The sequence below is a fragment of the Streptomyces sp. NPDC055140 genome (genome assembly GCF_053607285.1).
In genome coordinates this window covers 48,178-72,762 of record NZ_JBSGTG010000035.1, presented here as the reverse complement: position 1 = coordinate 72,762, position 24,585 = coordinate 48,178, and the positions used below count along the sequence as shown (strand labels likewise).

General features: G+C 72.0%; 23 protein-coding genes and 2 pseudogenes. 11 read left to right on the top strand and 14 right to left on the bottom strand.

The features are described 5' to 3' along the window. The 3 genes and pseudogenes from ACWFR4_RS40930 to ACWFR4_RS40920 form a co-directional block, all read right to left on the bottom strand. Positions 1–81 (bottom strand): annotated as a pseudogene (locus tag ACWFR4_RS40930) (electron transfer flavoprotein subunit beta); the annotation flags it as partial. A 168-nt stretch (positions 82–249) separates the two neighbouring features. Then, positions 250–756 (bottom strand): flavin reductase family protein, encoded by a 507-nt coding sequence (locus ACWFR4_RS40925; RefSeq protein ID WP_405483234.1) that lies wholly within the window; start codon positions 754–756, stop codon positions 250–252. A 210-nt stretch (positions 757–966) separates the two neighbouring features. Beyond that, positions 967–1,374: a TlpA family protein disulfide reductase gene (locus ACWFR4_RS40920; RefSeq protein ID WP_453466716.1), complete on the bottom strand. Its 408-nt coding sequence runs from the start codon at positions 1,372–1,374 to the stop codon at positions 967–969. Between the two features lie 76 nt (positions 1,375–1,450). Here ACWFR4_RS40920 and ACWFR4_RS40915 point away from each other — a divergent pair, with 76 nt between their 5' ends. Together ACWFR4_RS40915 and ACWFR4_RS40910 are read left to right on the top strand one after the other, a co-directional pair. Continuing rightward, complete coding sequence (locus tag ACWFR4_RS40915) at positions 1,451–1,867, top strand: DUF4395 domain-containing protein (protein ID WP_453466714.1); 417 nt, start codon at positions 1,451–1,453, stop codon at positions 1,865–1,867. 175 nt (positions 1,868–2,042) lie between these two features. Then, positions 2,043–2,771, top strand: a complete 729-nt coding sequence (locus ACWFR4_RS40910) for a lysophospholipid acyltransferase family protein (protein ID WP_453466712.1) — start codon at positions 2,043–2,045, stop codon at positions 2,769–2,771. Positions 2,772–2,811: 40 nt separating this feature from the next. Here the strand turns inward: ACWFR4_RS40910 and ACWFR4_RS40905 are convergent, their stop codons facing one another. From ACWFR4_RS40905 to ACWFR4_RS40875, 7 genes are all read right to left on the bottom strand, one after another. After that, entirely contained in the window at positions 2,812–3,498 is a 687-nt protein-coding gene (locus tag ACWFR4_RS40905; protein WP_453656645.1) for a B3/B4 domain-containing protein, read from the bottom strand. 34 nt (positions 3,499–3,532) lie between these two features. Beyond that, a complete protein-coding gene (locus tag ACWFR4_RS40900; RefSeq protein WP_453656644.1) occupies positions 3,533–4,126 on the bottom strand; it encodes a transglutaminase-like domain-containing protein in 594 nt (197 codons plus the stop codon). A gap of 105 nt (positions 4,127–4,231) precedes the next feature. Continuing rightward, positions 4,232–5,302: a threonine aldolase family protein gene (locus tag ACWFR4_RS40895; protein WP_326716188.1), complete on the bottom strand. Its 1,071-nt coding sequence runs from the start codon at positions 5,300–5,302 to the stop codon at positions 4,232–4,234. Further along, positions 5,299–6,057 (bottom strand): SDR family NAD(P)-dependent oxidoreductase, encoded by a 759-nt coding sequence (locus ACWFR4_RS40890; protein ID WP_453466706.1) that lies wholly within the window; start codon positions 6,055–6,057, stop codon positions 5,299–5,301. The genes ACWFR4_RS40895 and ACWFR4_RS40890 overlap by 4 nt, the downstream gene beginning before the upstream one ends. A 26-nt stretch (positions 6,058–6,083) precedes the next feature. Beyond that, a complete protein-coding gene (locus ACWFR4_RS40885) occupies positions 6,084–7,502 on the bottom strand; it encodes a DUF6421 family protein (protein WP_382713455.1) in 1,419 nt (472 codons plus the stop codon). An 82-nt stretch (positions 7,503–7,584) separates the two neighbouring features. Beyond that, entirely contained in the window at positions 7,585–8,586 is a 1,002-nt protein-coding gene (locus ACWFR4_RS40880) for an alpha/beta hydrolase (protein WP_453466704.1), read from the bottom strand. Next, positions 8,583–9,725 (bottom strand): LLM class flavin-dependent oxidoreductase, encoded by a 1,143-nt coding sequence (locus ACWFR4_RS40875; protein WP_453466702.1) that lies wholly within the window; start codon positions 9,723–9,725, stop codon positions 8,583–8,585. Before ACWFR4_RS40875 ends, ACWFR4_RS40880 begins: the two co-directional genes overlap by 4 nt. A 154-nt stretch (positions 9,726–9,879) precedes the next feature. Here ACWFR4_RS40875 and ACWFR4_RS40870 point away from each other — a divergent pair, with 154 nt between their 5' ends. Together ACWFR4_RS40870 and ACWFR4_RS40865 are read left to right on the top strand one after the other, a co-directional pair. Beyond that, complete coding sequence (locus ACWFR4_RS40870; protein ID WP_453466700.1) at positions 9,880–10,464, top strand: PadR family transcriptional regulator; 585 nt, start codon at positions 9,880–9,882, stop codon at positions 10,462–10,464. 292 nt (positions 10,465–10,756) lie between these two features. Beyond that, a complete protein-coding gene (locus ACWFR4_RS40865; RefSeq protein WP_453466698.1) occupies positions 10,757–11,440 on the top strand; it encodes a glycerophosphodiester phosphodiesterase in 684 nt (227 codons plus the stop codon). Positions 11,441–11,549: 109 nt separating this feature from the next. On the opposite strand, the gene ACWFR4_RS40860 is transcribed toward ACWFR4_RS40865, so the two are convergent. Beyond that, positions 11,550–12,101 carry a GNAT family N-acetyltransferase gene (locus tag ACWFR4_RS40860; RefSeq protein ID WP_453466696.1) on the bottom strand — a complete coding sequence of 184 codons (552 nt, stop codon included), beginning with the start codon at positions 12,099–12,101 and terminating at the stop codon, positions 11,550–11,552. A 79-nt stretch (positions 12,102–12,180) separates the two neighbouring features. Here ACWFR4_RS40860 and ACWFR4_RS40855 point away from each other — a divergent pair, with 79 nt between their 5' ends. Together ACWFR4_RS40855 and ACWFR4_RS40850 are read left to right on the top strand one after the other, a co-directional pair. After that, on the top strand, positions 12,181–12,567 hold the full coding sequence (locus ACWFR4_RS40855) for a VOC family protein (RefSeq protein ID WP_453466694.1): 387 nt from the start codon (positions 12,181–12,183) through the stop codon (positions 12,565–12,567). Between the two features lie 136 nt (positions 12,568–12,703). Continuing rightward, positions 12,704–14,095, top strand: coding sequence for an NAD(P)/FAD-dependent oxidoreductase (locus tag ACWFR4_RS40850; RefSeq protein ID WP_453466693.1), 1,392 nt, complete (start codon positions 12,704–12,706; stop codon positions 14,093–14,095). Positions 14,096–14,104: 9 nt separating this feature from the next. Here the strand turns inward: ACWFR4_RS40850 and ACWFR4_RS40845 are convergent, their stop codons facing one another. After that, a complete protein-coding gene (locus ACWFR4_RS40845; protein ID WP_453656643.1) occupies positions 14,105–15,571 on the bottom strand; it encodes a PucR family transcriptional regulator in 1,467 nt (488 codons plus the stop codon). Positions 15,572–15,660: 89 nt separating this feature from the next. On the opposite strand from ACWFR4_RS40845, the gene ACWFR4_RS40840 reads away from it, so the two are divergent. From ACWFR4_RS40840 to ACWFR4_RS40820, 5 genes are all read left to right on the top strand, one after another. After that, a complete protein-coding gene (locus ACWFR4_RS40840; protein WP_453466019.1) occupies positions 15,661–16,668 on the top strand; it encodes a DUF917 domain-containing protein in 1,008 nt (335 codons plus the stop codon). Beyond that, complete coding sequence (locus tag ACWFR4_RS40835) at positions 16,665–18,020, top strand: hydantoinase/oxoprolinase N-terminal domain-containing protein (protein WP_453466017.1); 1,356 nt, start codon at positions 16,665–16,667, stop codon at positions 18,018–18,020. Before ACWFR4_RS40840 ends, ACWFR4_RS40835 begins: the two co-directional genes overlap by 4 nt. 91 nt (positions 18,021–18,111) lie before the next feature. Then, positions 18,112–19,527, top strand: a complete 1,416-nt coding sequence (locus ACWFR4_RS40830) for a purine-cytosine permease family protein (protein WP_453466015.1) — start codon at positions 18,112–18,114, stop codon at positions 19,525–19,527. 70 nt (positions 19,528–19,597) lie between these two features. Then, positions 19,598–21,169, top strand: coding sequence for a hydantoinase/oxoprolinase N-terminal domain-containing protein (locus ACWFR4_RS40825; protein ID WP_453466014.1), 1,572 nt, complete (start codon positions 19,598–19,600; stop codon positions 21,167–21,169). Then, positions 21,162–22,232, top strand: a complete 1,071-nt coding sequence (locus ACWFR4_RS40820) for a DUF917 domain-containing protein (protein ID WP_453656642.1) — start codon at positions 21,162–21,164, stop codon at positions 22,230–22,232. The genes ACWFR4_RS40825 and ACWFR4_RS40820 overlap by 8 nt, the downstream gene beginning before the upstream one ends. Here ACWFR4_RS40820 and ACWFR4_RS40815 read toward each other — a convergent pair. Further along, positions 22,211–22,780, bottom strand: coding sequence for a penicillin acylase family protein (locus ACWFR4_RS40815; protein WP_453656647.1), 570 nt, complete (start codon positions 22,778–22,780; stop codon positions 22,211–22,213). The genes ACWFR4_RS40820 and ACWFR4_RS40815 overlap by 22 nt on opposite strands. A 37-nt stretch (positions 22,781–22,817) precedes the next feature. Continuing rightward, positions 22,818–24,548: pseudogene (locus ACWFR4_RS40810) on the bottom strand (penicillin acylase family protein); the annotation flags it as partial. Positions 24,549–24,585 lie beyond the last annotated feature (37 nt).

Below are 24,585 nucleotides of genomic sequence, written 5' to 3'. Positions count from 1 at the left end.
CACCGTCAGGTCATCAGCGAAATGCCGGTCCCCCGTCGCATCCGGCACATACTTCACGGTGACAACGATCCTCAAGCTCACGCCGGCTCTCCTACTGCAATCGTCTTTACTGGGCGGCCTTGCTCCCTGCAGGCAGCATAGGCGTCCGAAGCGGACTCTCCCGGTCGGGGCGGCCCGCGCCCCGAACGAAATATTACTCGTCAGTACACCCAGCATCTGCCCGCTAAGCAAGCGCTTTGAACTGTGATCCTAGTCGCGCAGACCGTTGAAGCGGCCCTGGTGGTAGACGAGCGGCCGGCCGGTCCCCGCGGGGTCCCCGACGACGGCCTCGGCGAGCACGATGCGGTGGTCTCCGGCGGGCACGCGCGCGATCACCCGGCACACCAACCAGGCCAGGACGCCGTCGAGTACGGGCACGCCCTCCGGGCCCTCGTACCAACGCGTGGGCTCCCCGAAGCGGTCGGCGCCGCTCTTCGCGAACGTGGCGGCCAGATCCTGCTGGTGCTCGCCGAGTATGTGCACGCCGATGTGTTCGGCTTCGGAGACGACGGGCCAACTGGAGGCGCCCAGGCCGATGCCGAACGAGATGACGGGAGGTTCGGCCGACACCGACGTCAGGGAGGTGGCGGTGAAGCCCACGGGTGCGGCGCCCCGGGCGGTGATCACCGCGACTCCGGCCGCGTGCTGCCGGAAGACCGAGCGCAGCAGGTCGGGCGATGCGGTCGTGGCGGTGCGGAGATCGGGCGTGGCCGTCATGGAGTTGTCCTTCTGCCGGAGGGGTGCGAGCGGGATCCGTGGCTGCTCAGGAGCCGGGACAGCGCGCACTCGCGCAGCGGGCGAGGTCCACATGGACACGCTCGAAGAGAAGGAGTTCCGTGGGCATACAGTCAGGCTGACGATAGGTGGTGCGTGCAGTCAAGTGCGTCCCGCCATCTGGGAGAAGCGTCACCACGAAGTCACCACCCGTCAGACCGCCTCCCCGAGCGCGGCGATGACGTCGGCCTTGCGCGGCTGGCCGGAGGCGCGGCGCACGATGTGTCCGGCCGCGTCGAGGACGAGCACGGTGGGCGTCTTGAGGATGCCGAATTCCCGTACGAGGTCGAGCCGGTCCTCGGCGTCGATCTCCACGTGGGCCACACCGGGAACCATTTCGGCCACTTCGCCGAGCACGCGCCGGGTGGCCCGGCACGGGGCGCAGAAGGCGCTGGAGAACTGCACGAGCGTGGCCCGCTCCCCCAGCTCCTCGCCCAACTGCGCCGCTCCGAGAGCCGCTTCGCCCTGCCGCACCTTCATCCTCCCGCTCCGCCACCGTTGCATCAGCCCGAAGGCGCTCGCCACGGCGAGCACGGCCACACACACCACAAGTCCGGTCATCGTTCCAGTGCAGCATTCACGAGATCGCAAAGATTCCCCGGGTCCGCGTAGCGCGCCGTTGCGGAATGCTGGGTTCATGGACATCGATGTGAGAGGGCCGCGGTTCGGCGCCGCGGTCACGACGGTCGTACTGGCCCTGGTGCTCGTCACGGGCAGCGCCTGGCTCCTGGCGTGGCAGACGCTGTGTTTCGCGCTCGGCGCGGCGGGCGGGGTGGGGCGTTCTCCCTATGCGTGGCTCTTCCGTACGGCGGTGCGGCCGCGGCTCGGGCCGCCCACGGAGTTCGAGGCTCCGCAGCCGCCGCGGTTCGCGCAGGTCGTCGGACTCGTCTTCGCGTTGGCGGGTCTGGTGGGTCTGGTGTGGGGGCCGGGCTGGCTGGGGCTCGGGGCGACGGCCTGCGCACTGGCGGCGGCGTTCCTCAACTCGGTGTTCGGCTACTGCCTGGGGTGCGAGATGTACCTGCTCCTGCGGCGTGGCGCGGCACGATTTGGCTGATCAACGGGTTGCGGGGAGCGCGTGGGAGTGACGAGGATCTCGCGCCCTGCCGGAACCAGGACTGGCTACTCAGCCGTTGATGGGGCACGATCTGCGCAAGCCACAAAACCTACGGCTGCGTAACTTCCCGCCGGGAGCCCCCTCCCCAGGCAGAGATGAAGGGTCCTCCCCCTCCATGGCAGAGCTCGTCTACCGTCCGGTCATCGGCGCGGCCCGCACGATGTTCAAGGCGCTCGATCTGAAGATCGACGTCAAGGGTGCGGAGAACATCCCGCGCTCCGGCGGCGCGGTCCTGGTCAGCAATCACATCAGCTACCTGGACTTCATCTTCGACGGTCTCGCAGCGCTGCCGCAGAAGCGCCTGGTGCGCTTCATGGCGAAGGAGTCGGTCTTCCGGCACAGGATCTCCGGTCCGCTGATGCGCAGCATGAAGCACATCCCCGTGGACCGGAAGCAGGGCGAGGACGCGTATGCGCACGCCCTCGACTCGCTGCGCTCCGGTGAGGTCATCGGGGTGTTCCCCGAGGCGACGATCTCGCAGTCGTTCACGCTGAAGAGCTTCAAGTCGGGCGCCGCGCGCCTGGCCCAGGAGGCCGGTGTGCCGCTGATCCCCATGGCGCTGTGGGGTACCCAGCGCGTGTGGACGAAGGGCCACCCGAAGAACTTCAAGCGTCAGCACATCCCGATCACGATCCGGGTCGGCGAGCCGATGGAGGCCCCGCGCGACCAGTTCGCCGGTGCGATCACGCGGCGACTGCGCGAGCGTGTGCAGGAGCTCCTCGAAGCGGCGCAGCGCGCGTACCCCGTACGCCCCAAGGGTCCGGACGACACCTGGTGGATGCCCGCTCACCTCGGCGGCACCGCGCCCACCGCGGCAGAGGTGAAGGCCGCCGAGGCGAGCTGAATCGGTACTGCAGACGTGCCGCGGGCCCGCCGCGGTGCGTCTACTCCGGCGCGTGGACGGTGATCCGCGCGCCGGGGCTGAACTTCTCCAGGAGTTCGGCGAGTTCGGTGCCGGCGGCCGCCACGTCGCAGTGCGGCCCCATCGCCTCCAGCAGGAAGAGCGCGTTGACCGATTCCTCGGTGAGGCGCGTGCGCGTGCCCTGGCGCCAGTTCCAGCGGCGGCAGGTCACGCCGTCGTCGTCGCACCAGACGACCTCGCCCGCATCGGGGTGTTCCACGAGTTCCGCTCCCCCGGCCACGGTGGCGAAGCCCTCTTCGCCGGTGGCCCTGACGAGGCGCATCCCTCCCTTGATGTGGTCCAGGTCCTCGCCGCCGACCGGGATCAGATGGGCCACGCTGATCGCGTTGTAGACGTCGACCAGGGTGTTGATCCGCGGCAGTCCGCCGTCCGCGAGGGCTCTCTTGGCCAGTGCCTCCGCGGAGTTGCGGGTGCGGGAGGGCTTGGCGCCGAAGGCCGTGTAGGCGGCGCGCCAGGCCACCATGTGCGGGTCCTCGTGCGGGGCGCGTCCGTCGAGGCGTGCGGCGAGGCGGCGTGCGGCGTCATCGAGAAGGGCCGAAGGCCCTTCCCCGCTCGGGCCGTTGACCAGCCCGTACGCCTCGATGGCGACGTGCCGGAACTGGGGTGCGAGGCTCCGTACCTCGTCGGACACGGTGAGATGGAGGGTCATCGTCCGCCTTGCTGTTCGGGGTGCGCTTGCTGTTTCAGAGTGCGTCGGGGAGGTGTTCCCACAGGTACGGCCGGTCGGGGGCGTCTCGCAGGGCGCGCAGAACGGCCGGGTTCGGTACATCAAAGAGTACCGGATAGTCCACCTCATTGGACTTCACGTCCACTGCGAAGGCCAGCCGCTCGCCGTCGAGGGAGAACTGGGCGTCGACCCCGGGCTTGTTCCCGCGGCAGTCCTGCCGATGCCAGGCCCCGTGGAAGCGCACGGCGACCATGCCGTGCAGCACGTGCCCGGCCCCGGCGTCATGCGTCAGCCTCTGATAGCAGAGCGCGGCAGGGATGTCCTCGGCACGCAGGAGCGCGGCCAGCGCGTGGGACTTGGCGTGACAGATGCCCGTGCCCTGCTCCAGGACGTCCGAGGCGCGCCAGGTGACGCGGAGATCCCCGCTGTCGGCGGAGTGCGGAATGGTGTCACGCACGAACTCGTAGGCGACCTGCGCGTATGAATATGAGTCGGAGGCCTGGGAGGCGAGGCGCTCGGCAGTCTTCCGTACCAGCGGGTGGTGATGGTCGATGGCCTCGTCGGCCGCCAAATAGGCGGACAGGTCAAGGTTCTTCTGGATCAGCCGCATGGACCGGGAGCATAGAAATGCGACCGACCGCGCGTCAATGACTTTACGGTCGATCGCATATCTATGCAGCGTGCGGGAGTCAGGTGAGTCCGGAGGGGCGGCCGCCTAGCGGGCCATTTCCTCCTTGAGGGCGGCGACGAAACCGTCGACGTCCTCCTCGCGGGTGTCGAAGGCGCACATCCAGCGGACGTCGCCGGCCGCCTCGTTCCAGAAGTAGAACCGGTAGCGCTTCTGGAGGCGCTCGCTGACGTCGTGCGGCAGCCGTGCGAAGACGGCGTTGGCCTGCACCGGATAGAGGATCTCCACGCCGTGCACGGCGCGGACCCCCTCGGCGAGGCGCTGGGCCATCTCGTTGGCGTGCCGCGCGTTGCGCAGCCACAGGTCCTTGGCGAGCAGGGCCTCCAACTGCACCGATACGAAGCGCATCTTGGAGGCGAGCTGCATCGACAGCTTGCGCAGATGCTTCATGTGGCTGACGGCGTCCTGGTTGAGGACGACGACGGCCTCGCCGAACAGGGCGCCGTTCTTCGTGCCGCCCAGCGACAGGATGTCGACGCCGACCGCGTTCGTGAACGTGCGCATCGGCACGTCGAGGGAGGCGGCCGCATTGGCTATGCGGGAGCCGTCGAGGTGCACCTTCATGCCGCGCTCGTGAGCGTGGTCGCAGATCGCGCGGATCTCGTCGGGCGTGTAGAGCGTGCCCAGTTCGGTGTTCTGCGTGATCGAGACGACCTGCGGCATCGCGCGGTGCTCGTCGTCCCAGCCGAAGGCCTGCCGGTCGATGAGCTCGGGCGTGAGCTTGCCGTCCGGGGTCGGCACGGTGAGCAGCTTGAGGCCGCCCATGCGCTCCGGGGCCCCGCCCTCGTCCACGTTGATGTGCGCGGACTCGGCACAGATCACCGCGCCCCAGCGGTCGGTGACCGCCTGGAGCGCGACGACGTTGGCACCGGTGCCGTTGAAGACCGGAAACGCCTCGGCCGTGGGGCCGAAGTGGGCGCGGATGATCTGCTGGAGGTTCGCCGTGTAGTCGTCCTCGCCGTACGCGATCTGGTGACCGCCGTTGGCGAGGGCGAGGGCGGCGAGGATCTCCGGGTGCGCGCCCGCGTAGTTGTCGCTCGCGAAGCCGCGGACGTCCGGGTCGTGATGCCTGCGGGCGTCGGTCTTGGGCGGATTCACGGCTTCTCGGTCAGCCACAGACGGGTCCCGTTCAATTCCTTGGCGGGCCGGTCCCAGACGCCGGCGATGGCATCCGCCAGGTCCGTGACGTCCGTGAAGCCCGCGAACTTCGCGTTGGGTCGCTCGGCGCGCATCGCGTCGTGCACCAGCGCCTTCACCACCAGGATCGCAGCCGCCTGCTGCGGGCCCGCGTCACCCCCCGCCTTGCGGAAGGCGTCACCGAGGGCGAGCGTCCAGGCCTCGGCGGCGGCCTTCGAGGCCGCGTACGCCGCGTTGCCCGCGGTCGGCTTGCTGGCGCCCGCGGCGCTGATCAGCAGGAAGCGTCCACGGTCGCTGCGCAGCAGGGCGTCGTGGAACGCGAGGGAGGTGTGCTGGACCGTGCGGATCAGGAGCTTCTCGAGCAGCTCCCAGTCGGCGAGGTCGGTCTCGGCGAAGGAGGCACTGCCGCGCCAGCCGCCGACGAGGTGGACCACGCCGTCGACGCGCCCGAAGTCCTTCTCCACGTGGTCCGCCCAGGCGCGGGTCGCGTGCAGGTCGAGCAGGTCGACGGTGTCGCCGATGACGGTGGCGCCGCCGTGCGCATAGCGCGCCGCGTCCACGGCCTCCGCCAGGCGTGCGGCGTCCGCGTCCGCTCCGACGACCGTCGCGCCCGCCTCGGCGAGGCGCTGCAGGGTCGCGCGGCCCGCGGGTCCCCCCGCGCCCGCGACCGCGATGACCGCTCCGTCCAGCGTGCCGTTCCCGTTTCCTTCGGCCATGGCTGTCGCCTCCTCGTCGCGAGCGCTCACGCGGCGGCCTGCTCGGCGCCCGCAGCGGTGATCCCCTTGGTGGAGGCGATCACGTTCTTCAGCTTCTTGGACAGTGCCTCATAGAACATGCTCAGGGGAAACTCGTCCGGAAGCACGTCGTCGACGAGCTTGCGCGGCGGCAGGCTCAGGTCGAGGGCGTCGGGGCCCTTGGCCCAGCGGGAGCCGGGGTGCGGGGCCAGGTACTGGGACACCAGGTCGTACGCGGCGAACCAGTGCACCAGCTTCGGGCGGTCGATGCCGTCGCGGTACAGCTTCTCGATCTCGGCGCACAGCTGGTTGGTGACCTGCGGGGCGCGCTCCCAGTCGATCTGGAGCTTGTTGTCGGTCCAGCGCACCACGTCGTGCTTGTGCAGGTACGCGAAGAGGAGCTGGCCGCCGAGTCCGTCGTAGTTGCGCACGCGCTCGCCGGTGACCGGGAAGCGGAACATGCGGTCGAAGAGGACGGCGTACTGCACGTCGCGGCCCTGCGGGAAGCCGTCGGCCTCCAGCTTCACGGCCTCCTTGAAGGCGGTGAGGTCGCAGCGCAGCTCTTCGAGGCCGTACATCCAGAACGGCTGGCGCTGCTTGATCATGAACGGGTCGAACGGAAGGTCGCCGTGGCTGTGGGTGCGGTCGTGCACCATGTCCCACAGTACGAAGGCCTGCTGGCAGCGGTCCTGGTCGGAGACCATCTCGCGGATGTCCTCGGGGAGCTCGAGCCCGAGGATGCCGACGGACGCCTCGGTGACGGCGCGAAAGCGGGCCGCCTCGCGGTCGCAGAAGATGCCGCCCCAGGAGAAGCGCTCGGGAGCCTCGCGCACGGCGATGGTCTCCGGGAAGAGCACGGCCGAGTTGGTGTCGTAGCCGGCGGTGAAGTCCTCGAACGTGATCCCGCAGAACAGCGGGTTGTCGTAGCGCGTCGCCTCCAGCTCGGCGAGCCACTCGGGCCACACCATGCGCAGGACGACTGCCTCCAGATTGCGGTCCGGGTTGCCGTTCTGCGTGTACATCGGGAAGACGACCAGGTGCTGCAGTCCGTCCTCGCGGTGCGCGGCGGGCTGGAAGGCCAGCAGCGAGTCGAGGAAGTCGGGGACCTGGAAGCCCTCCTCCGCCCAGCGGCGCAGGTCGGCGACGAGCGCCGAGTGGTACGCGGCGTCGTGCGGCAGCAGCGGGGAGAGCTGCTCGACGGCGGATATCGCGCGGTCGAGCGTCAGCTCGGCGACGGCCTTGGACGGGGCGCCGTCGGCGGCGAAGTCGATGGAGCCGTCCTTCTGCTGCCAGGGCCGGACCTCTTCCACGGCGGCCTTGAGCAGGGGCCACGCCGGGTGTTCCACCACCCTGCTTTCGGGGCTTCCCCCGACCTTCTCCGGAGGAACCTTCCCCTCCACGCCCGACTGCACAAGAATTTCCGTCATTACCCATCCTCCACGGGAGAACCTCGCGTACAGACACCGTAAACGGGCGAGGTTCTCCACCACAAGGGGAGCCGGGAGGAAGTTATCCTGCGTGACCCCCTGGTTCACCGTCGTTTTTCCTGCCCGACACGGTTGAAACGATGGCCTTCGCCACATCCGCCACGGCAGTACGGGCGTCGCCGAGCAGCTCGGGGAAGCCGAAGAAGCCGTGGAACATCCCCGGGAAGTGGCTCTCGGTGACCTCCACGCCCACCTCCCGCAGGGCCGTCGCGTACGCGAGCCCCTCGTCGCACAGCGGGTCGCAGCCCGCGGTCACGATGTGGGCGGGCGGCAGCGAGGCGAGGTCGGCGAGGAGCGGCGAGACGTGCGGGTGGGACCGGTCGCCGTCCGGGCCGAGGTACTGCTCGACGAACCAGCGGCAGTGCGCGGCCGTCAGGAAATAGCGGTCGGCGTTCCGCGCGAACGACTCCGTCGACTGATGGGCGTCGGTGGCCGGATAGACGAGGGCCTGGAGCGCGATGTGCGGGCCGCCCCGGTCCCGGGCCAGAAGGCAGACGACGGCCGCGAGGTTGCCGCCCGCGCTGTCGCCCGCCACGACGAGGGCGTCCGCGTCGCCGCCCAGCGCGGCGTGATGATCGGCCGCCCAGCACAGTGCCGCGTACGCGTCGTCGACGGCGGCCGGGAACGGCGACTCCGGGGCCAGGCGGTAGTCGACGGAGACGACCACGGCCCCCGCCTCGCGGCACAGCCCGCGGGCGGTGGAGTCATGGCTGTCCAAGCCGCAGATCGCCCACCCCCCGCCATGGAGGAAGACGACGGTCGGGCGCGGGCCCGGCGCGTCGTCGGGGTCCGGGCGGTAGATGCGTACGGGGATCCGGGGCGCTCCGGCCGGGCCGGGGATGTCGCGGTCCTCGACCGAGCCGACGACCGGCGGCGGAAGCGGCGACGCGGGCGCCGCGGCCAGTATGCGGCGGGCCTCGGCGGCGTCGGTGACGGCGCCGCCGAGGTCGGGGAAGAACGCGGTCATCGCGTCGACCAGGGCGCGGACGTCGGGTGCGAGGCGGTCCTCGGGCGCGGGGCTCATGCGGAAACCGCTTGCTGCTCCTGGGCGCGGAAGTGCGGGATGACCTTCTCGCCCCACTGCCGCAGCGTCTCCAGACAGGCCTCCTGGGGAACGGTCCCCATCTGGACGAGGCACATGATCTCGTCGGCGCCCGCGTCGCGCAGGCGCTCGACATAGGCGATGGCGTCGTCGGCGGTGCCGTAGGCGTGGTCGGCGTTGAAGGTGGCCGTGGCGGTGGGGCGAACCGGGATCCGGTGTTCGTGGAGGCGGGCCACGACCTGTTCCGCGGCCCTGCGCATGTCGGCCGCCTCGTCGGCGCCCTCCACCACCGCCTCGTCGGGGACACCCGCGCCGCCGTACCAGTGCCCGATGGACTGCGCGAAGAACCGCTGCCCGCGGATGCCGATGTTCCGGGCCGTCTCCCGGTCGTCCAGGACGATGGTCGGGCACAGGACGGAGAAGTGGTCGTTGACGACGCCGGACACGAAGCGGTCGGGAGTTCGGGCGGCGATCGCGTCGTCGTAGGCGCACCGCATGCCGGCGATGGACTCGGGGCCCGCGAAGCCCATCACCAGGGCGCCGATGCCGAGTTCGGCGGCCTGGGTGAGCGTCTCGGTCCGGCTGCACGCGAGGAAGAGGGGCGGGTGGGGCGTCTGTTTCGGGCGGGGCAGGACGGGGTGCGGGTCGATGTCGAGGAGCTCCCCGTGGTGTTCGAGCTCGTCCTTCTCCCATGCCTTCCCGATGATCCGCAGCGCCTCCTCGACCTCTTGCGTCGTGCGGTCCTTGTCGACTCCGCACAGGGAGGTCTCCTGCTTGGTGCCGCCCCGGCCGGCCCCGAGGTCGAGGCGGCCCCCGGAGAGCAGGTCGAGCATGGCGGCCCGCTCGGCGACCCGCACCGGATGGTTGAAGTTGAAGGGCATACAGACGACGCCATGCCCGATCCGGATGGTGCTGGTGCGGGCGGCGACCCAGGTCAGGAAGATCTCCGGGGCCGACATGTGCGCGTACCACTTGAGGGAGTGGTGCTCGACGGCCCAGATCCGGTCGAAGCCCATCTCCTCGGCGAGGACCGCCTGTTCCACGCAGTCATGGATGACCTGGTGTTCGTGTTCGACGGTGGGGTCGGCGAGCTGCGCCTCGAAGATGACGGAGAATTCCACGTTGCCTCCAGCGAGTTGAGCCACACGCACTATTCCGGTTAGGTATATGACTAACCGTCAGATGATGCGGCGGCAAGACCGGGGACGAGATTCGGCGACAAGGACGGCGCCGGGGGCTTGCGGTGACCGGCTCCCGGTCACTTCAATGCGGCGCATGGCTGACGACCTGCCACCGACCGCCTGGGCCGTCCTCGGGCTGCTGTCCTTCCCCGGGGAACGGACCGGATACGAGCTGAAGAAGTGGGCCGACGCCTCCCTGCGGTTCTTCTACTGGTCGCCCGCCATCAGCCAGATCTACGCCGAACTGCGCCGCCTCGAATCACTGGGCTACGTCACGTCGCTGCACTCCGGAGCCGAGGAACCGCGGGCCAAGCGGACGTACGCGATCACCGAGGAGGGGCGCGGGGCGCTCGCGGTGTGGGCCGGGGGCGGGCAGGGCCTCGGCGCGCCCGTGCTCAAGCACCCCGTACTCCTGCGCGTCTGGCTCGGGCATCTCGCCGCGCCGGAGCACCTGCGGGGCCTCGTGACGGAACACGTGGCCCGCACGAAGGGCGAGCTGAAGGAGGTCAGGGACGCGCTCGGGCGGACCGACGGGGTCGAGGCGTGGGCCCATCCGCAGATCGCGCTGCGCTGGAGCGAACGGCGGCTCGCGGCCGAAGTCGAACTGGCCGAGGCCATGCTGGACGACCTGGACGCGGTGCCCGGTCAACCTCCGGGGAACTCGCCCACCCAGGGGTGATGCTTCCCGCGGCAGGCTGCCAATGGCGGTAGGACGGACCGGTCCCCGTCCTTCCCCTGTCCCTCAGCCCGTCTGGAGCCCCGACCGTGAGCATCCGTGCCGTCCTGGTCGCCGCCGTCATCACTGGACTGGTCCTAGGAATCACCGTAACCAGAGCGGACCACTCCACTCCCTCGCGTCGGACCGGTCCCATCGTGGAGACGGGCCGTTAGGCTTCGGCCGTGCCGCGCGGGCGAGCCCGTCCGTGACCTCGCGCGGGTGCCGAGCCGCCGTCGACGGAAGCGAGACGATCTTGAACTTCCTCACCATCGGGCATCGCGGAGTCATGGGTGTCGAACCCGAGAACACCCTCCGGTCCTTCGTCGCCGCGCAGGGCGCGGGCCTCGACCTCATCGAACTCGATCTGCATCTGAGCAAGGACGGCGCCCTCGTCGTCATGCACGACGCCGACGTCGACCGCACGACGGACGGCCGGGGCCCCATCGCCGACAAGACCCTCGCCGAGCTGCGCGCCCTGGACGCGGGGCGCGGCGAGCGGGTGCCGGTCTTCGAGGAGGTGCTCGACGCCGTCTCCAAGCCGCTCCAGGCCGAGATCAAGGACGTCGCCGCGGCGCGCGCCCTCGCCGACGTCATGCTGCGCCGGGATCTGGTGAGCCGCGTCGAGGTGATCTCGTTCCACGACGCGGCCATCGCCGAGATCGCCCGGCTGGTGCCGGGCGTCCGTACGGCGCTGGTGGCCAGCCGCTACGGCACCGACGTGGTGGAGCGTGCCACCGCCGTCGGGGCCACGTCCCTCGTCCTCAACATCCGGCGCCTGACGCAGGAGATCGTCGAGCGGGCCCGCAAGGCGGACCTGCGGATCATCGGCTGGGTCGTCAACACCCAGGACGATCTGCGCCTGGTGCGGGCGCTCGGCCTGGACGGCGCGACGACCGACTACCCGGAGATCAAACGGACCGGCCGCTTCACGGCCTGAGCCGGCCGAGGGGCCCGAGTCATCCCCGGGCCCCGAGCCGGCCGAGCGACCCGCGTCAGCCGAGCGACCCGCATCAGCCGAGCGGCCCGCATCAGCCGAGGGTTCTGCGTCAGCCAAGAGGCTTGACCAGCAGCTCGAACTGGAGGTCGTCCCGCTGCGGGATGCCGAAGCGCTCGTCGCCGTACGGGAAGGGGGTCATCTCTCCCGTACGGCGGTAGCCCCGGCGCTCGTACCAGGCGATGAGGTCCCCGCGTACGGAGATCACCGTCATGTGCATCTCGCGCACGCCCCACGCCTCGCGGGCCGTGCGCTCCGCCTCCCCGATGATCACCTTGCCGAGCCCCCCGCCCTGGAGGGCCGGGCTCACGGCGAACATGCCGAAGTAGGCGTGCTCCCCGCGGTGCTCCAACTGACAGCAGGCGACGACCGCGCCGTCGCGCTCGACGGTGAGCAGTCGGCTGTCCGGCGACTTGATGACGTCGACGACGCCCTGCGGGTCGGTTCGCTGCCCCTCCAGGATGTCCGCCTCCGTGGTCCAGCCGGTGCGGCTGGAGTCCCCGCGGTACGCCGACTCGATCAGCGCGACGAGCACGTCGACATCGGCGTCGGTGGCGTCCCGGAAGGTGAGGTCGCCGGTCGTGGGGCGGGGAGCGATGGACATGGGACGGTCTCCGATCTCGTGCGCGGCTGTCGGCGCGGGCGCCGTCGAGCCTAACGCCGAGCCTCTACGCTGCGTTGGCATGGTTCACGTACTGAGCAGCAGGACGCTTCTTCGCCCCACCGATCCGGAGCGGTCGCGGGCCTTTTACGGTGAGGCGCTCGGCCTTGCCGTGTACCGGGAGTTCGGGACGGGGCCCGAGCGCGGGACCGTCTACTTCCTGGGGGGCGGCTTCCTGGAGGTGTCCGGCCACTCGGAGGCACCGCCGTCGCCCGGGCTCCAGCTGTGGCTCCAGGTCGCGGACGCGGCGACCGCACACGAGGAGTTGGCGGCGCGCGGCGTCGAGGTGCTCCGGCCTCCGGTCAGGGAGCCGTGGGGGCTGATCGAGATGTGGATCTCGGATCCGGACGGCGTGCGCATCGTGATCACCGAAGTACCCGAGGACCATCCGTTGCGCTACCGGCCTTGAGGGAGCGGGTTTCGGGGTACGCGAGTGGAACGACCCGTTCAGCGTGCGCGGCACCTGCGCGCGGAAGAGTATGGGCGGGACGGCCGGAGGCCGGCCCTTTCGCGTCCGGATGAGCCCGACCCTGGAGAGACATCACATGGCAGCTCCTCGGATCCTGATCGTCGGCGGCGGATTCGCCGGCATGGAGTGCGCGCACAAGCTGGAGAAGATCCTCAAGCCGGGCGAGGCGCAGCTGAGGCTGGTCAGTCCGTTCGACCATCAGCTGTACCTGCCGCTGCTCCCGCAAGTCGCCTCGGGCGTGCTCACGCCGCAGTCGGTGGCCGTTCCGCTGCGCCGCATGCTGCGGCACACCGGCATCGTGCCGGGCGGCGCGGTGGGCGTGGACCCCGAGGCGAAGGCCGTCGTCGTACGGAAGATCAACGGCGAGACGGTGGTGGAGCGCTACGACTACCTGGTCCTCACGCCGGGCAGCGTCACGCGGCAGTTCGACATCCCCGGTGTGGACCAGTACGCGGTCGGCGTGAAGACGCTGGCGGAGGCGGCCTGGATCCGCGACCACGTCATCTCGCAGCTCGACCTGGCCGCGGCCAGCACCGACCCCGCCGAGCGGGAGTCGCGGCTGCAGTTCGTGGTGGTGGGCGGCGGGTACGCCGGCACGGAGACGGCCGCTTATCTGCAGCGGCTGACCACCGCCGCCGCCAAGCGTCTTCGAGGGCTCGATCCGGCACAGATCAAGTGGCATCTCGTCGACATCGCGCCCAAGCTGATGCCCGAACTCGGCGACCGGCTCGGCGAGAAGGCCCTGTCGATCGTGGAGCGGCGCGGGCTGCATGTGTCGCTCGGGGTGTCCGTGGCGAAGGTGACCGAGGACACGGTGACGCTCACGGACGGCCGGGTGCTGCCGTGCCGCACGCTGATCTGGACGGCGGGTGTCGCGCCGAGTCCGCTCATCGCGACGCTCGGTGCGGAGACGAACCGGGGCCGGCTCGTGGTCGAGCCCGATCTGACGGTGCCGGGCCTCGACGGCGTGTTCGCGCTCGGTGACGCGGCCGCCGTGCCGGACCTCGAGAAGGGCGCCGACGCGATCTGCCCGCCGACCGCGCAGCACGCCATGCGGCAGGGCTGGGCCGCCGCGAAGAACGTGGCCGCCGCGCTGCACGGGCTGCCGCTGAAGCCGTACCGGCACAAGGACCTGGGGCTCGTGGTGGACCTTGGCGGTATTCAGGCCGTGTCCAAGCCGTTGGGCGTGCAGCTGACCGGGCTGCCCGCCCAGGTCGTCGCGCGGGCCTACCACCTGGGTGCGCTGCGTACCGGGACGGCCCGGTTCCGTACGGCGGCGAACTGGGGGCTCAACGCGGTCGCCGGCGACGACTTCGTGCGTACGGGGTTCCAGGCGGAGCGGCCCGCGACGCTGAAGGACTTCGAGAAGACGGACGCGTATCTGACGCCGGAGGAAGTGCACGAGATGGTGACGGCGCATGTCGAGGGCCGTTCGACGGCGTCTCCGGTGGAGCCCAAGATCCCGTAGAGACGGCGGTTACGCGGGTCCGGGCGGGGCCGACAGGCGTGCGCGGCAGGCCAGTTGGAGGGCCAGCCTGGTTTCGGGATCGGTGAGGTCGGCGCCCGTGAGGTCCGTGATGCGGCGGATGCGGGCGCCGACGGCGTTGCGGTGCAGATGGAGCTCCTCGGCGGCGCGGGCCGGGGAGTTGTTGTGGTCGAGGTAGGCCTGAAGGGTGCGCAGCAGCGGGTCGGCGCGGTCCGGGCCCAAATCCGTGACGGGCGCGAGGAGTTCGTCCACGGCTTCGCGGGCGGTGTCCGAGGCGTACCACTCCAGGAGCATGCGGTCGAGGCCCGCGGCGTCGTGCGCGGTCACGGGGGCGGTGTCGGCGGTGGCGGGCTTGAGGAGGGCGGCCCTGGCCTCGCGGGCCGAGGTGCGGATGCCCAGGGGGCCGCGGTGGGGGGCGCCGACGCCGCCGCGCAGGTCCGCCTCGGGGTGCAGTCGGCGCAGCCGGTCGACGGCGCGGCGGGCCAGTGCGAGCGCGGTGCGGCGGCCCGGGGCGCCGGGGTCGGTGGGCCAGGTGCCGAGCAGGACGAGCGCGTCGTCGACGAGGGCGGCGTTCCAGTGGACGCCGTCGGGGACATGGCCGTCGGCGTGCTGCCGTATGTCGGTCAGTGTCCTGGGCAGGACGGTGTCGAGGAGCCGGTAGCGGTCCGCGGCGGGCAGCGCCGCGGCCTCGATCCGCAGGGCGATGTGGCGGCCGTCGACGGGGAGGCCGATGGTCCGGCCGCGGGCGGCCAGGCGGGCGGTCCGGTCCTGCGGGGCGACGAGGAGTTCGGCCAGGAGGTGGCCGCGGGAGCGCACGGGGACGTCGCCGTGTCCGCCGCCGGCCGCCGTGAGCGCGGCCAGCGCCAGGACGGAGCGGATCGCGGTGCCCGGGTGACCGGGCCGGGCGGCCGCGGCGAGGCGGACCTCGCCGTCGGGTCCGGCGGCCGATGCGCCCTCCTCCCCGGGGCCGGCGGCGCGGCGCTCGACGGGTGTGCCGAGCAGGCGGGCGGCAATCGCGGCGGCCCGTTCCGGGTCGCCCGCGGCGGAGGGCAGTTCCCGGGCGGCGGCCCCGATCCGGGCGAGGGCGTCGGCGGAGTCCCCCGCGACGGCGCGGTCGACGGCCACGACCAGGGCCGCGAGGTCTCCGTCCGTGGTCAGGACGGCGATCCGGCCGCGCTCTGCGAGGGCGTGTACGGCGATGTCACCCGTCACCTGATCGCCGCCCGGGAGCACGAGTGCCGCGGCGCCGGCCGCCGCGGCGTCCCGTACGGCCACGTCAAGGAGGTGGTCCGGCACGGGCGCGAGGAGTACCGCGACCGTGCCCGCGGGGACGGCCGCGAGCTCGTCGGCGCGGGGTTCGAGGCGGATGCCGGTGACCTCGGTGGCGTCGAGGGGGCCCGCGAGCGGGCGGAGCGTGTCGAGGCCGGGTGCGCTGAGCAGGTCGACGAGGTGCGGCATACGACCATTGTGCTGGAGGCACATCTTGGTGCCAAGGTGTGGGCTTCCAGCCCATTGGTGGACGCGTCCGGGCTCGTACTCTGAGCCGTATGCAGATGGACGCCGGAGTGCTCGCCGACTTCGCGCGGGGCTGTGCCGTCCTGGGTTCGGGAGGCGGCGGTGGCCCCGCCGCCGTGACGTGCCCCGTGGCCGAGCAGGCCATCGAGGAGTGCGGGCCCGTGCAGGTCGTGGCGGCCGGCGAGCTGCCTGAGGACGCGTTCGTCATGCCGGTCGGCCTGATCGGCTCGCCCGCCGTCGCCGAGGAGCGCATCGGCAGCCGGGCCGAGCCCGCGCGGATGCGGGAGCGGGTCGAGGCGCTGCACGGTGTGCCGGTCGCCGCCGTCCTCATCTCGGAGATCGGCGGGCTCAACGGCTGCACGGCCGTCGCCTGGGCGGCCCGGCTGGGGCTGCCGCTGCTCGACGCCGACGCCATGGGCCGGGCGTTCCCGCGTATGGACCAGAACGTCCTCGAACTGGCCGGGCTCCGGCCGGGCCCGACCGTACTCGCGGACGAGTACGGCCGCACCGTCGTCCTCGACCATGTCGACGGCCCCTGGCTGGAGGAACTGGCGCGGGCCGTGGTCGCGACGTTCGGCGGGCACGCCGCGTCGTCCGAGTACCCGCTGACAGCCGGGCAGGCCGCCCGGCACGCGGTCGCGGGCTCGGTGACGCGGGCCGTCGCCGTCGGACGCGGCGAGGGGCCGCCGCCGGTCCTGACCGGCAAGGTGTCGTTCGTGCGGCGGGCCGACGAGGACGCGACGCGCGTGCTCCTGGAGGGCACCGGAGCCGACGCGGGACGCCTCGTACGGATCGAGGCCCGCAGCGAGTTCGTCGCGGCGGTCGAGGACGGCAGGGCGCTGGCGCTGGTGCCCGACGTGATCGCTCTCGTCGACGTGCGGACCGGCTGGGCGGTGCCCGTGGAAGAGGTCAGGTACGGGCTGCGGGTGCACCTCGTCACCCTGCCGTCGGCGCCGATCTGGTACTCGGAGGCCGGCCTGCGCCTCGCCGGACCCGCCGCGTTCGGGGTGCACGGGCTGACGAGGGGGGCCACGCCATGATCATCGGTGTGGATGTGGGGCCCACCAGCACGGATGCCGTCCTGCTGGACGGGGACGGTACGGGTGGCGGTCGGGCGGTCCGGTCCGTGAAGGTGCCGTCGGTGCCCGGCGACGCCGTCGGTTCGCTCGTCGCCGCCGTCGAGGCGCTGCCCCGCGAGCCGCGGGCACGCGCCACGCAGCTCGCCGTGGGGCTGCGGGTCGCCGACCGGGCCCTGGCGGAGCGCGCGGGCCTCGCCCACGTGGGGGTGCTGCGCATCGGGGGCGAGGCCGCCGACACCGTGCGGCCGCTGTTCGGGTGGCCCGCCGAGCTGCGCGACGCCGTGTGTGCCGGGACCGCGAACGTGGCCGGTGGCGGCGGGCTCGGCCCGCACGACGGGGCGCCGCTCGACCGGGACGCCGTGGCCCGTTTCGGAGCCGAACTCGCGGGCCGGGCCGAGGCGTTCGCGGTCAGCGCCGTGTTCGCGCCCGCCGACGGGACGCAGGAGCGGGAGGCCGCCGAGATCCTGCGGGCCGAGGCGGGGGCCGACGTGCCGGTGGTCCTGTCGGGCGAGATCGGCTCGCTCGGGCTGCTGCGGCGCGAGAACGCGACGGTCCTCGACGCCGCGCTGTGCCTCCTGGTGGCGCGCGTCGCCGACGAACTGACGGCCGCGCTCCCCCGGCTCGGGCTCGCGCCGGGCGCCGCCGCGCTCGTGACACGGCACGACGGCACCCTGATGAGCCTGGACTACCTGCGCCGCCAGCCCGGTCTGAGCCTCGGCTCCGGCCCGGCGTGCACGATCCGCGGCGCGGGGCTGCTCGGCGGCGTCCGGGACGCCGTCGTCGCGGACATCGGCGAACGCCTGGCCCGTGTCGGCGCGTTGACCGCCGGATATCCCCAAGAGGCCGGACCGGGAGGGCGCATCGGCGGCGTACCCGTCAGCCTGCGCGTCCCCGAACTGCTCACCGTCGGCGCCGCGGCACACCGCGACCTGGCGGAGGCGGTGGACCGCATGCAGCCGGCCGCAGGCCGGCTCCCCGTCGTCCTGGTCGGCGGTGGCGCGGCCGCGGTGCCCGGCCGTGCGCTTCCCGGATGCGATGTCGTTCGACCCGAACACGGCGGTGTCGCGGGCGCGTTCGGCGCGGCCGCGAGCCCGGTGGGCGGCCACCACGAGCGCATCGTGCGGGCCGGTCCCGGCCGGCGTCTCGACGCCGTACGGGACGAGGTGCGCGACCTCGCCCGGGCCGGGGCCGTGCGCGCCGGGGCGGATCCCCGTCGTGTGCGCACGCTCCTCGAACCGGATCTCACCGTGCCCTACCTGCCGGGCGCGCTGCTCCTGAGGGCCAGGGCCTTCGGGCCGCCGCTACCGCTCTGACCTGCTCCATCAACACCCTTTCCCTGCACGGCAGTTCAGCTTCGCCCTGCCGTGATCCCGCCCATCCCCCTTCGATGCGAGGACCGTCCCCATGCCCAAGCCATCCGACGTGCCGACGCCCGGCCAGAACGACCGGGCCGATGAGGACTACCCCCTGGAGCGGGTGCCGCGCGCGGCCCGCTACTCCTGGTTCAACGTCGCCGTGCAGCGGTTCGGCCAGCTCTCCGACCTCACGCAGTTCCTCCTCGGCGCGACGCTCGGCGCCGGGCTGTCCTTCTGGGGCGCCTTCTGGGCGTTCACACTCGGCTCGGTGATCCTGGAGGTCGTCTGCATCTTCGTCGGCATCGCCGGGATGCGCGAGGGCCTCGCCACATCGATGCTGGTGCGCTGGACCGGCTTCGGGCGGTACGGCTCGACGCTCATCGGGCTCGTCATCGCGGTCAGCCTGTTCGGCTGGTTCGGGGTGCAGACCGCCGTGTTCGCCGCCGGCCTCCAGTCGATCGTGCCGTCCATACCGCTGTGGGCCTGGTGCCTGATCTGCGGACTCGCCGTCACCGCGCTGGTGCTGCGCGGGTTCCGGGCCATGGGCTGGACGGCGTTCGTGACCGTCCCGGCGTTCCTGGGCCTCGCCGGGTGGGCGATGACCGTGCAGATCTCCCGGCACAGCTTCACCGACCTGGTCGCGTCGCCGCCGTTCGGCGCACACATCTCCATCGCGACGGGGGCGACGATCGTCGCGGGCTCGTACATCGTCGGCGCCGTCACGACGCCCGACATGACGCGCTTCAACCGCACCACCGGCGACGTCGTCAAGCAGACCCTGGTCGGCATCTCCCTCGGCGAGTACGTCCTCGGCCTCGCCGGGGTGCTCCTCGCCTACGCCGTGAAGTCCTCCGACCTGATCGCGATCATCACGTCCAGCTCCGGCGTGGTCGGGGTGATCGTCCTCGTGTCTGCCACCGTGAAGATCAACAACTGGAACCTCTACTCGTCCGCGCTCGGCCTGATCACCGCCGTCGAGTCGGTGTTCAAGGTGCGCCTCGGCCGGGTGGGGACGACCGTCGTCATCGGTGTCCTCGGCAGCCTCGCCGCGGCGGCCGGGATCCTGGACCACTTCACGGACTTCCTCACGATCCTTGGCGTCCTCACCCCGCCCATCGCCGGGATCATGGTCGCCGAGTACTTCGTCGTGAAGAAGTGGCGGCCCCAGCTCGACGCCTCCCGTGCCCTCGGCCGGCTTCCGGAGAGCGAGCCGAGCTGGGTGCCGGCCACGGTCGCCCTGTGGACCGCCGCCTCACTGGTCGGCTGGTTCAGCGACCACTACGCCTGGTGGGGCATCCCGGCGCTCAACTCGTTGATCCTCGCGGGCCTCGGCTACGTAATCCTCGGCAGGCTCGGCCTCGTGCGCGGCGTCCGTGAGCTGCCCTTCACCCAGCCCACCCGGCCGGCGGCCCAGATCGAGGCCGAGTCCGGCGTGGCGGACCCCCTGCCCGCCCCCGCCCACTGAACCCCGTACCGATCCACGGACGCACCATCCACGGACGCACCGTCCACGTACGCACGAAGGAAGCCACCACATGCGCATCGGCATCGACGTCGGAGGAACCAATACCGACGCCGCCCTGCTCGGGGACGACGACCGGGTCCTCGCGGCGGCCAAGTCGCCGACGACGCCGGACATCACGTCCGGGGTCACGGCGGCGGTCCGGGCCCTCGACCCGCCCGTCGAGTCCATCACCGCGGTGATGATCGGCACGACCCACTTCCTCAACGCCCTCATCGAAGGCGCCCGGCTGGCGCCCGTCGCCGCCGTGCGCCTCGGCCTGCCCGCTACGGCGGCCCTGCCGCCGATGACGGACTGGCCCGACCGGCAGCGGGCCGCGGTCGGCGGGCACGGCTATCTGTGCCACGGCGGCCGCGAGTTCGACGGCCGGGTGCTGTCCCCTCTCGACCCGGACGAGCTGAAACGGACCGCCGCGGACATCGCCGCGCGCGGGATCGGTTCCGTTGCCGTCTCCTCGGTGTTCTCACCGGTCGCCGAGGACGACGAGCGGCGCGCCGCGGAGATTCTGCGCGGCGAGCTGGGCGACGGCGTGCACTTCTCGCTCTCGCACGAGCTAGGCCGGATCGGCCTGCTCGCCCGCGAGAACGCCACGATCATCAACGCGGCACTGCGGGACCTGGCGGCGGTCATCGTCGAGTCGTTCGGCAAGGCGCTCGCGGAGGTGTCGATCACGGCGCCGTTCTTCCTGTCGCAGAACGACGGGACGCTGATGGACGTGGACTTCGCCCGTACGTATCCGGTGGCGACGTTCGCGTCGGGCCCCACCAACTCGATGCGCGGCGCGGCCTTCCTGTCCGGGCTCGGGGACTGCGCGGTGGTGGACGTGGGCGGCACGACCGCCGACGTGGGGATCCTCGCGGGCGGCTTCCCGCGTGAGGCCGCGGGCGAGAGCGAGGCGGCGGGAATCCGCACCAACTTCCGTATTCCTGACGTCCTTTCGCTCGGCATCGGCGGCGGTTCGCTGGTGTCGCCGGACGGGGAGACCGGGCCGCGCTCGGTCGGCTACCGGCTGACGGAGGAGGCGCTCGTCTTCGGCGGTACGACACTGACGGCGACGGACCTGGCCGTGGCGGCCGGCCGCGCGGACGTCGGGGACGCGGCGCGGGTCGCGCACCTCGACGCGGGCTTCGTGGCGCGCGCCCTGGACCGGATCGCCGACCGGCTCGCGGAGAGCGTGGACCGGATGCGGACCTCGGCCGCCCCGCTGCCCGTGGTGGCCGTCGGAGGCGGTTCGATCCTGGTACCCGAGTCGCTGCCCGGCTTCGACGACGTGCGGCGGCCCGGCAACTTCGGTGTCGCGAACGCGGTCGGCGCGGCCATCGCGCAGGTCGGCGGCGAGGTCGACCGGGTCTTCCACATCCCCGAAGGGCGCAGGGACGCGGTGCTTGCCGAGGCGCGCGACGAAGCCGTGGGGCGGGCCGAGGACGCGGGCGCGCGGCGCGGCACCGTACACGTCGTGGACATCGAGGAGGTGCCGCTCGCCTATCTGCCGGGCGGCGCGACCCGGATCCGCGTCAAGGCGGTCGGCGACCTCGACCTGCACCGCATCGGAACCCAGCAGCACGGAGCGACGGCACATGCGTGAGATCAACCTGGACAACCTCGACGACATCGCCCGCGGCGCCGGGATCCTCGGCACCGGCGGCGGCGGCGACCCGTACATCGGCAAGCTCCTTGCGCGTGAGGCCATCCGCAAGCACGGCCCGGTGCGGGTGGTGGACATCGACGAGGTGGCGCCGGACGCGACCGTCGTGCCGGTGTCGGGGATGGGGGCGCCGACCGTCCTCCTGGAGCGGGTCCCGAACGGCGGCGAGGAACTGGCCGCCCTGCGCGCCCTGGAGAAGCACATCGGGCGTCCCGCCACGCACATCGCGCCCATCGAGGTCGGCGGCGTCAACTCCATGCTGCCCATCGCGTGCGCCGCGGAGGCGGGCCTCCCGATCGTGGACGGCGACGCGATGGGGCGGGCCTTCCCCGAGGCGCAGATGGTGCTGCCGGGCCTGATCGGCGTGACCAACTCGCCGATGGCGCTCGCGGACGACAAGGGCAACACGATCATCGTGGAGGCCGTCGACAACCATGCGGCCGAGCGGATCGCTCGCGCCGTGTGCGTGGAGCTCGGCTGCCAGATCTCGTGCGCGGACACGGTCATGCGCGGCGACCAGCTCGCCGACGGACTCGTGCCCGCGACGCTGACCCTGGCCGAGCAGCTCGGCGCGGCGGTGCGCGAGGCGCGGGCCGCGCACAGCGACCCGGTGGCCGCGGCCCGCGCGATGCTCGCCGGTGTCCATCTGCTGACCGGCAAGGTCGTCGACGTGAGCCGGCGGACCGAGGGCGGCTTCGCGCGGGGCCGGGCCCGCATCGAGGGCGTCGCCGACGAGGCGGGGCAGGTGCTCGAACTCGACTTCCAGAACGAGCACCTGCTGGCCACGCGTGACGGCGTGACCGTCGCCACGACGCCCGACCTGATCTGTGTCCTGGACAGCGAGTCAGGCGATCCGGTGACCACCGAGGGGCTGCGCTACGGGCTGCGCGTCAGCGTGCTGGCCGCGCGTTGCGACCCCCGGTGGACCTCGCCGGGCGGCCTGGCGCTGGCCGGGCCGCGGTACTTCGGGTACGACGTGGACTATCTGCCGTTCGGGTCCTGAGCGATGGTCGGCGCGGACGGTCGCAAAGTGATCGTCCGCGCCGTGTGCTTCTCCACCTGCTCACGGCTGTAGAGGAGCGGGAAGGAGCCGTCGGCGGCCCAGGTGGCGAACAGGTCGCTGTAGTGCTCGCTGTCCGGATTCCCTGACTGGCCGGGCGAGTTCATGGCCACGGAGTCGTCCCAGGAGCCGACGTCGACGACCAGGCGGAAGGTGGCGCCGGTCGTCTGGCGGAAGTCGGGGCCGTACGGCGCGACGCCCACCGTGTCCCCGCTGCCGCCGCGCGGGGCGGGACCGACGGACGCCCACGGCGGCTGCGGTCCGTCGTGGAGCGCGGTCACCGGGTGGTACACGCGGGCGTGGTGGAGCGCGCCCCAGGTCCATGCGGCCGGGTCGGGGCCGAGGAGTGCGGAGAGTTCGCCGACCGCGGCCGACAGGGTGGCGAGCAGGGTGCCGGAGTCGAGGCCCGTCTCCGCGCCGGTGAGCAGATCCAGGTCGACGCTCGGAGGCCGGGTCGTCGGGCGGCAGGATCCGGGCGAGGGCCGCCGCACGGTCGGCCTCGGGAACGAGCTCCCGCAGCGCCTTGCCGTGGACGGCGGGGCGCAGATGGCGGCGGTACCAGATCTCGAAGAGCGCGGCGGCCGCCGAGTCCGCCGTGACGTCGGCGTCCCACTCCCGCAGCAGGCCGATGGCCCGCGCCGTCAGCGGGTCGTCGCCGGTCAGCTCGGCCAGCAGCGGCAGAAGGCGGCGTGCGGGCAGGCTGACGGTGTCGGTCTGGAGCCGCACGCAGTCCTCGACGGTCCAGTCCGCGCGCGCGTCGAGCTCCTCGGCGATGCGTTGGTGGCGGGTGGGGGCGTACCAGTCGTACGTGACCGTGTCGCGGTCGTTCGGGTAGCCGGGCGGCAGGTTCATCTGGTTGGCGGTGGCGAACCAGCCCTGGTCCGGGTCGCGTTCGGCGGGCAGCGCGTCGGCGTCGAGGAAGCCGTCCCATTCGTAGCGGCCGTCGCCGGGCACAGGCAGGGTGCCGTCCCAGTTCGGGCGGACCGGGACGCGGCCCGCGGGGCGCCAGCCGACGGTGCCGTCGGGCGCCGCGTACACCTGGTTCTCGCCGGGCGCGCCCCAGCGGCGCAGCGCGGCGAGGAACGCGTCGGGACCCTCGGCGCGCATGTAGCCGGTGCTGCCGAGGTAGGGCGCCATGCCCGGGCCGAGCCAGGCGGCGCGCACGGCGAACGCGGCGTCCCGCGTGGGGTGTTCGTGGATGACGGGGCCGTGCCGGGTGAACCACAGCTCGACCTCGACCGGCTCCCCGTCCTTGACCCGGATGATCTCGGTCACGCGGGTCATCGCTTCCCAGCGGCCTTCGTAGCGGTAGGCGCGCGGGTTGCCGGGGTCGGTCTCGTAGACGTACAGGTCCTCCTGGTCGATCGGGAAGATCGTGAAGCCGAACGCGATGTTCCCGTTGTGGCCGATGGAGAGGCCGGGCAGGGCGGGCTCGCCCGCGCCGATGACGTCGATGCCGGGTGCGGTCAGGTGCGCGATGTAGCGGAGGGCCGGCAGGGTGACCGCGCGGTGCGGGTCGTTGGCGAGGATGGGGCGGCCCGTCGCGGTCCTGGAGGGCGCGAGCACCCAGTTGTTGGAGCCGTCGATGCCCTGGAGGGCGGCGGCATCCGGCCAGGGCGGGACCGTCGCGAGGTCGTACACGCGCAGGACGTCGTCCGGGATGACGCCCAGGTCGAGGCCCTCGGGGACGGTGAGGTGGTGCGGGGCGGGTTCGCGGCGCCGGCGCAGATCCTCGACGTCCGTGCCGTGATCGCGCAGGGTGAGGGCGCGGGCGACCTCGTCGTGGAGGTTGTACTGGAGGCCGTGGCTGCGGATACGGGCGACGTCCGAGGGGTCCCAGTACGTCGGTTCGTAGTCCAACACGGCACATTCCGGCGGGAGTTGGGAGGGATCGCGGTGGCACAGGGACACGTAGGCGTTGATGCCGTTCACGAACGCCGTGGTGATCCGTTCGGTGTCCTCGCCGTACGCGCTCCACTCCTCGGCCATGTCACCTCGGTAGAGGAACAGGCGGGCAGCGCGGTCGTGTTCGACGTACTGCTCGCCGAACACCTCGGACAGCAGGCCGAGTCCGCGGCGACGCCACAGATCGAGCTGGAAGAGGCGGTCGCGGGCCGCGTTGAAGCCCTGCGCCAGGAACAGGTCGTCCTGGGAGTCCGCGTAGAGGTGGGGCACGCCCCACCGGTCGACGAGGATCTCGACCGGGCCGGCGAGGCCGGGGACTTCGAAGTCCGTGACTGTTCGTGTGTTCACCGGCATGTCACCGTCGTCATCGGAGTCCTCTCGTGGGTACTCC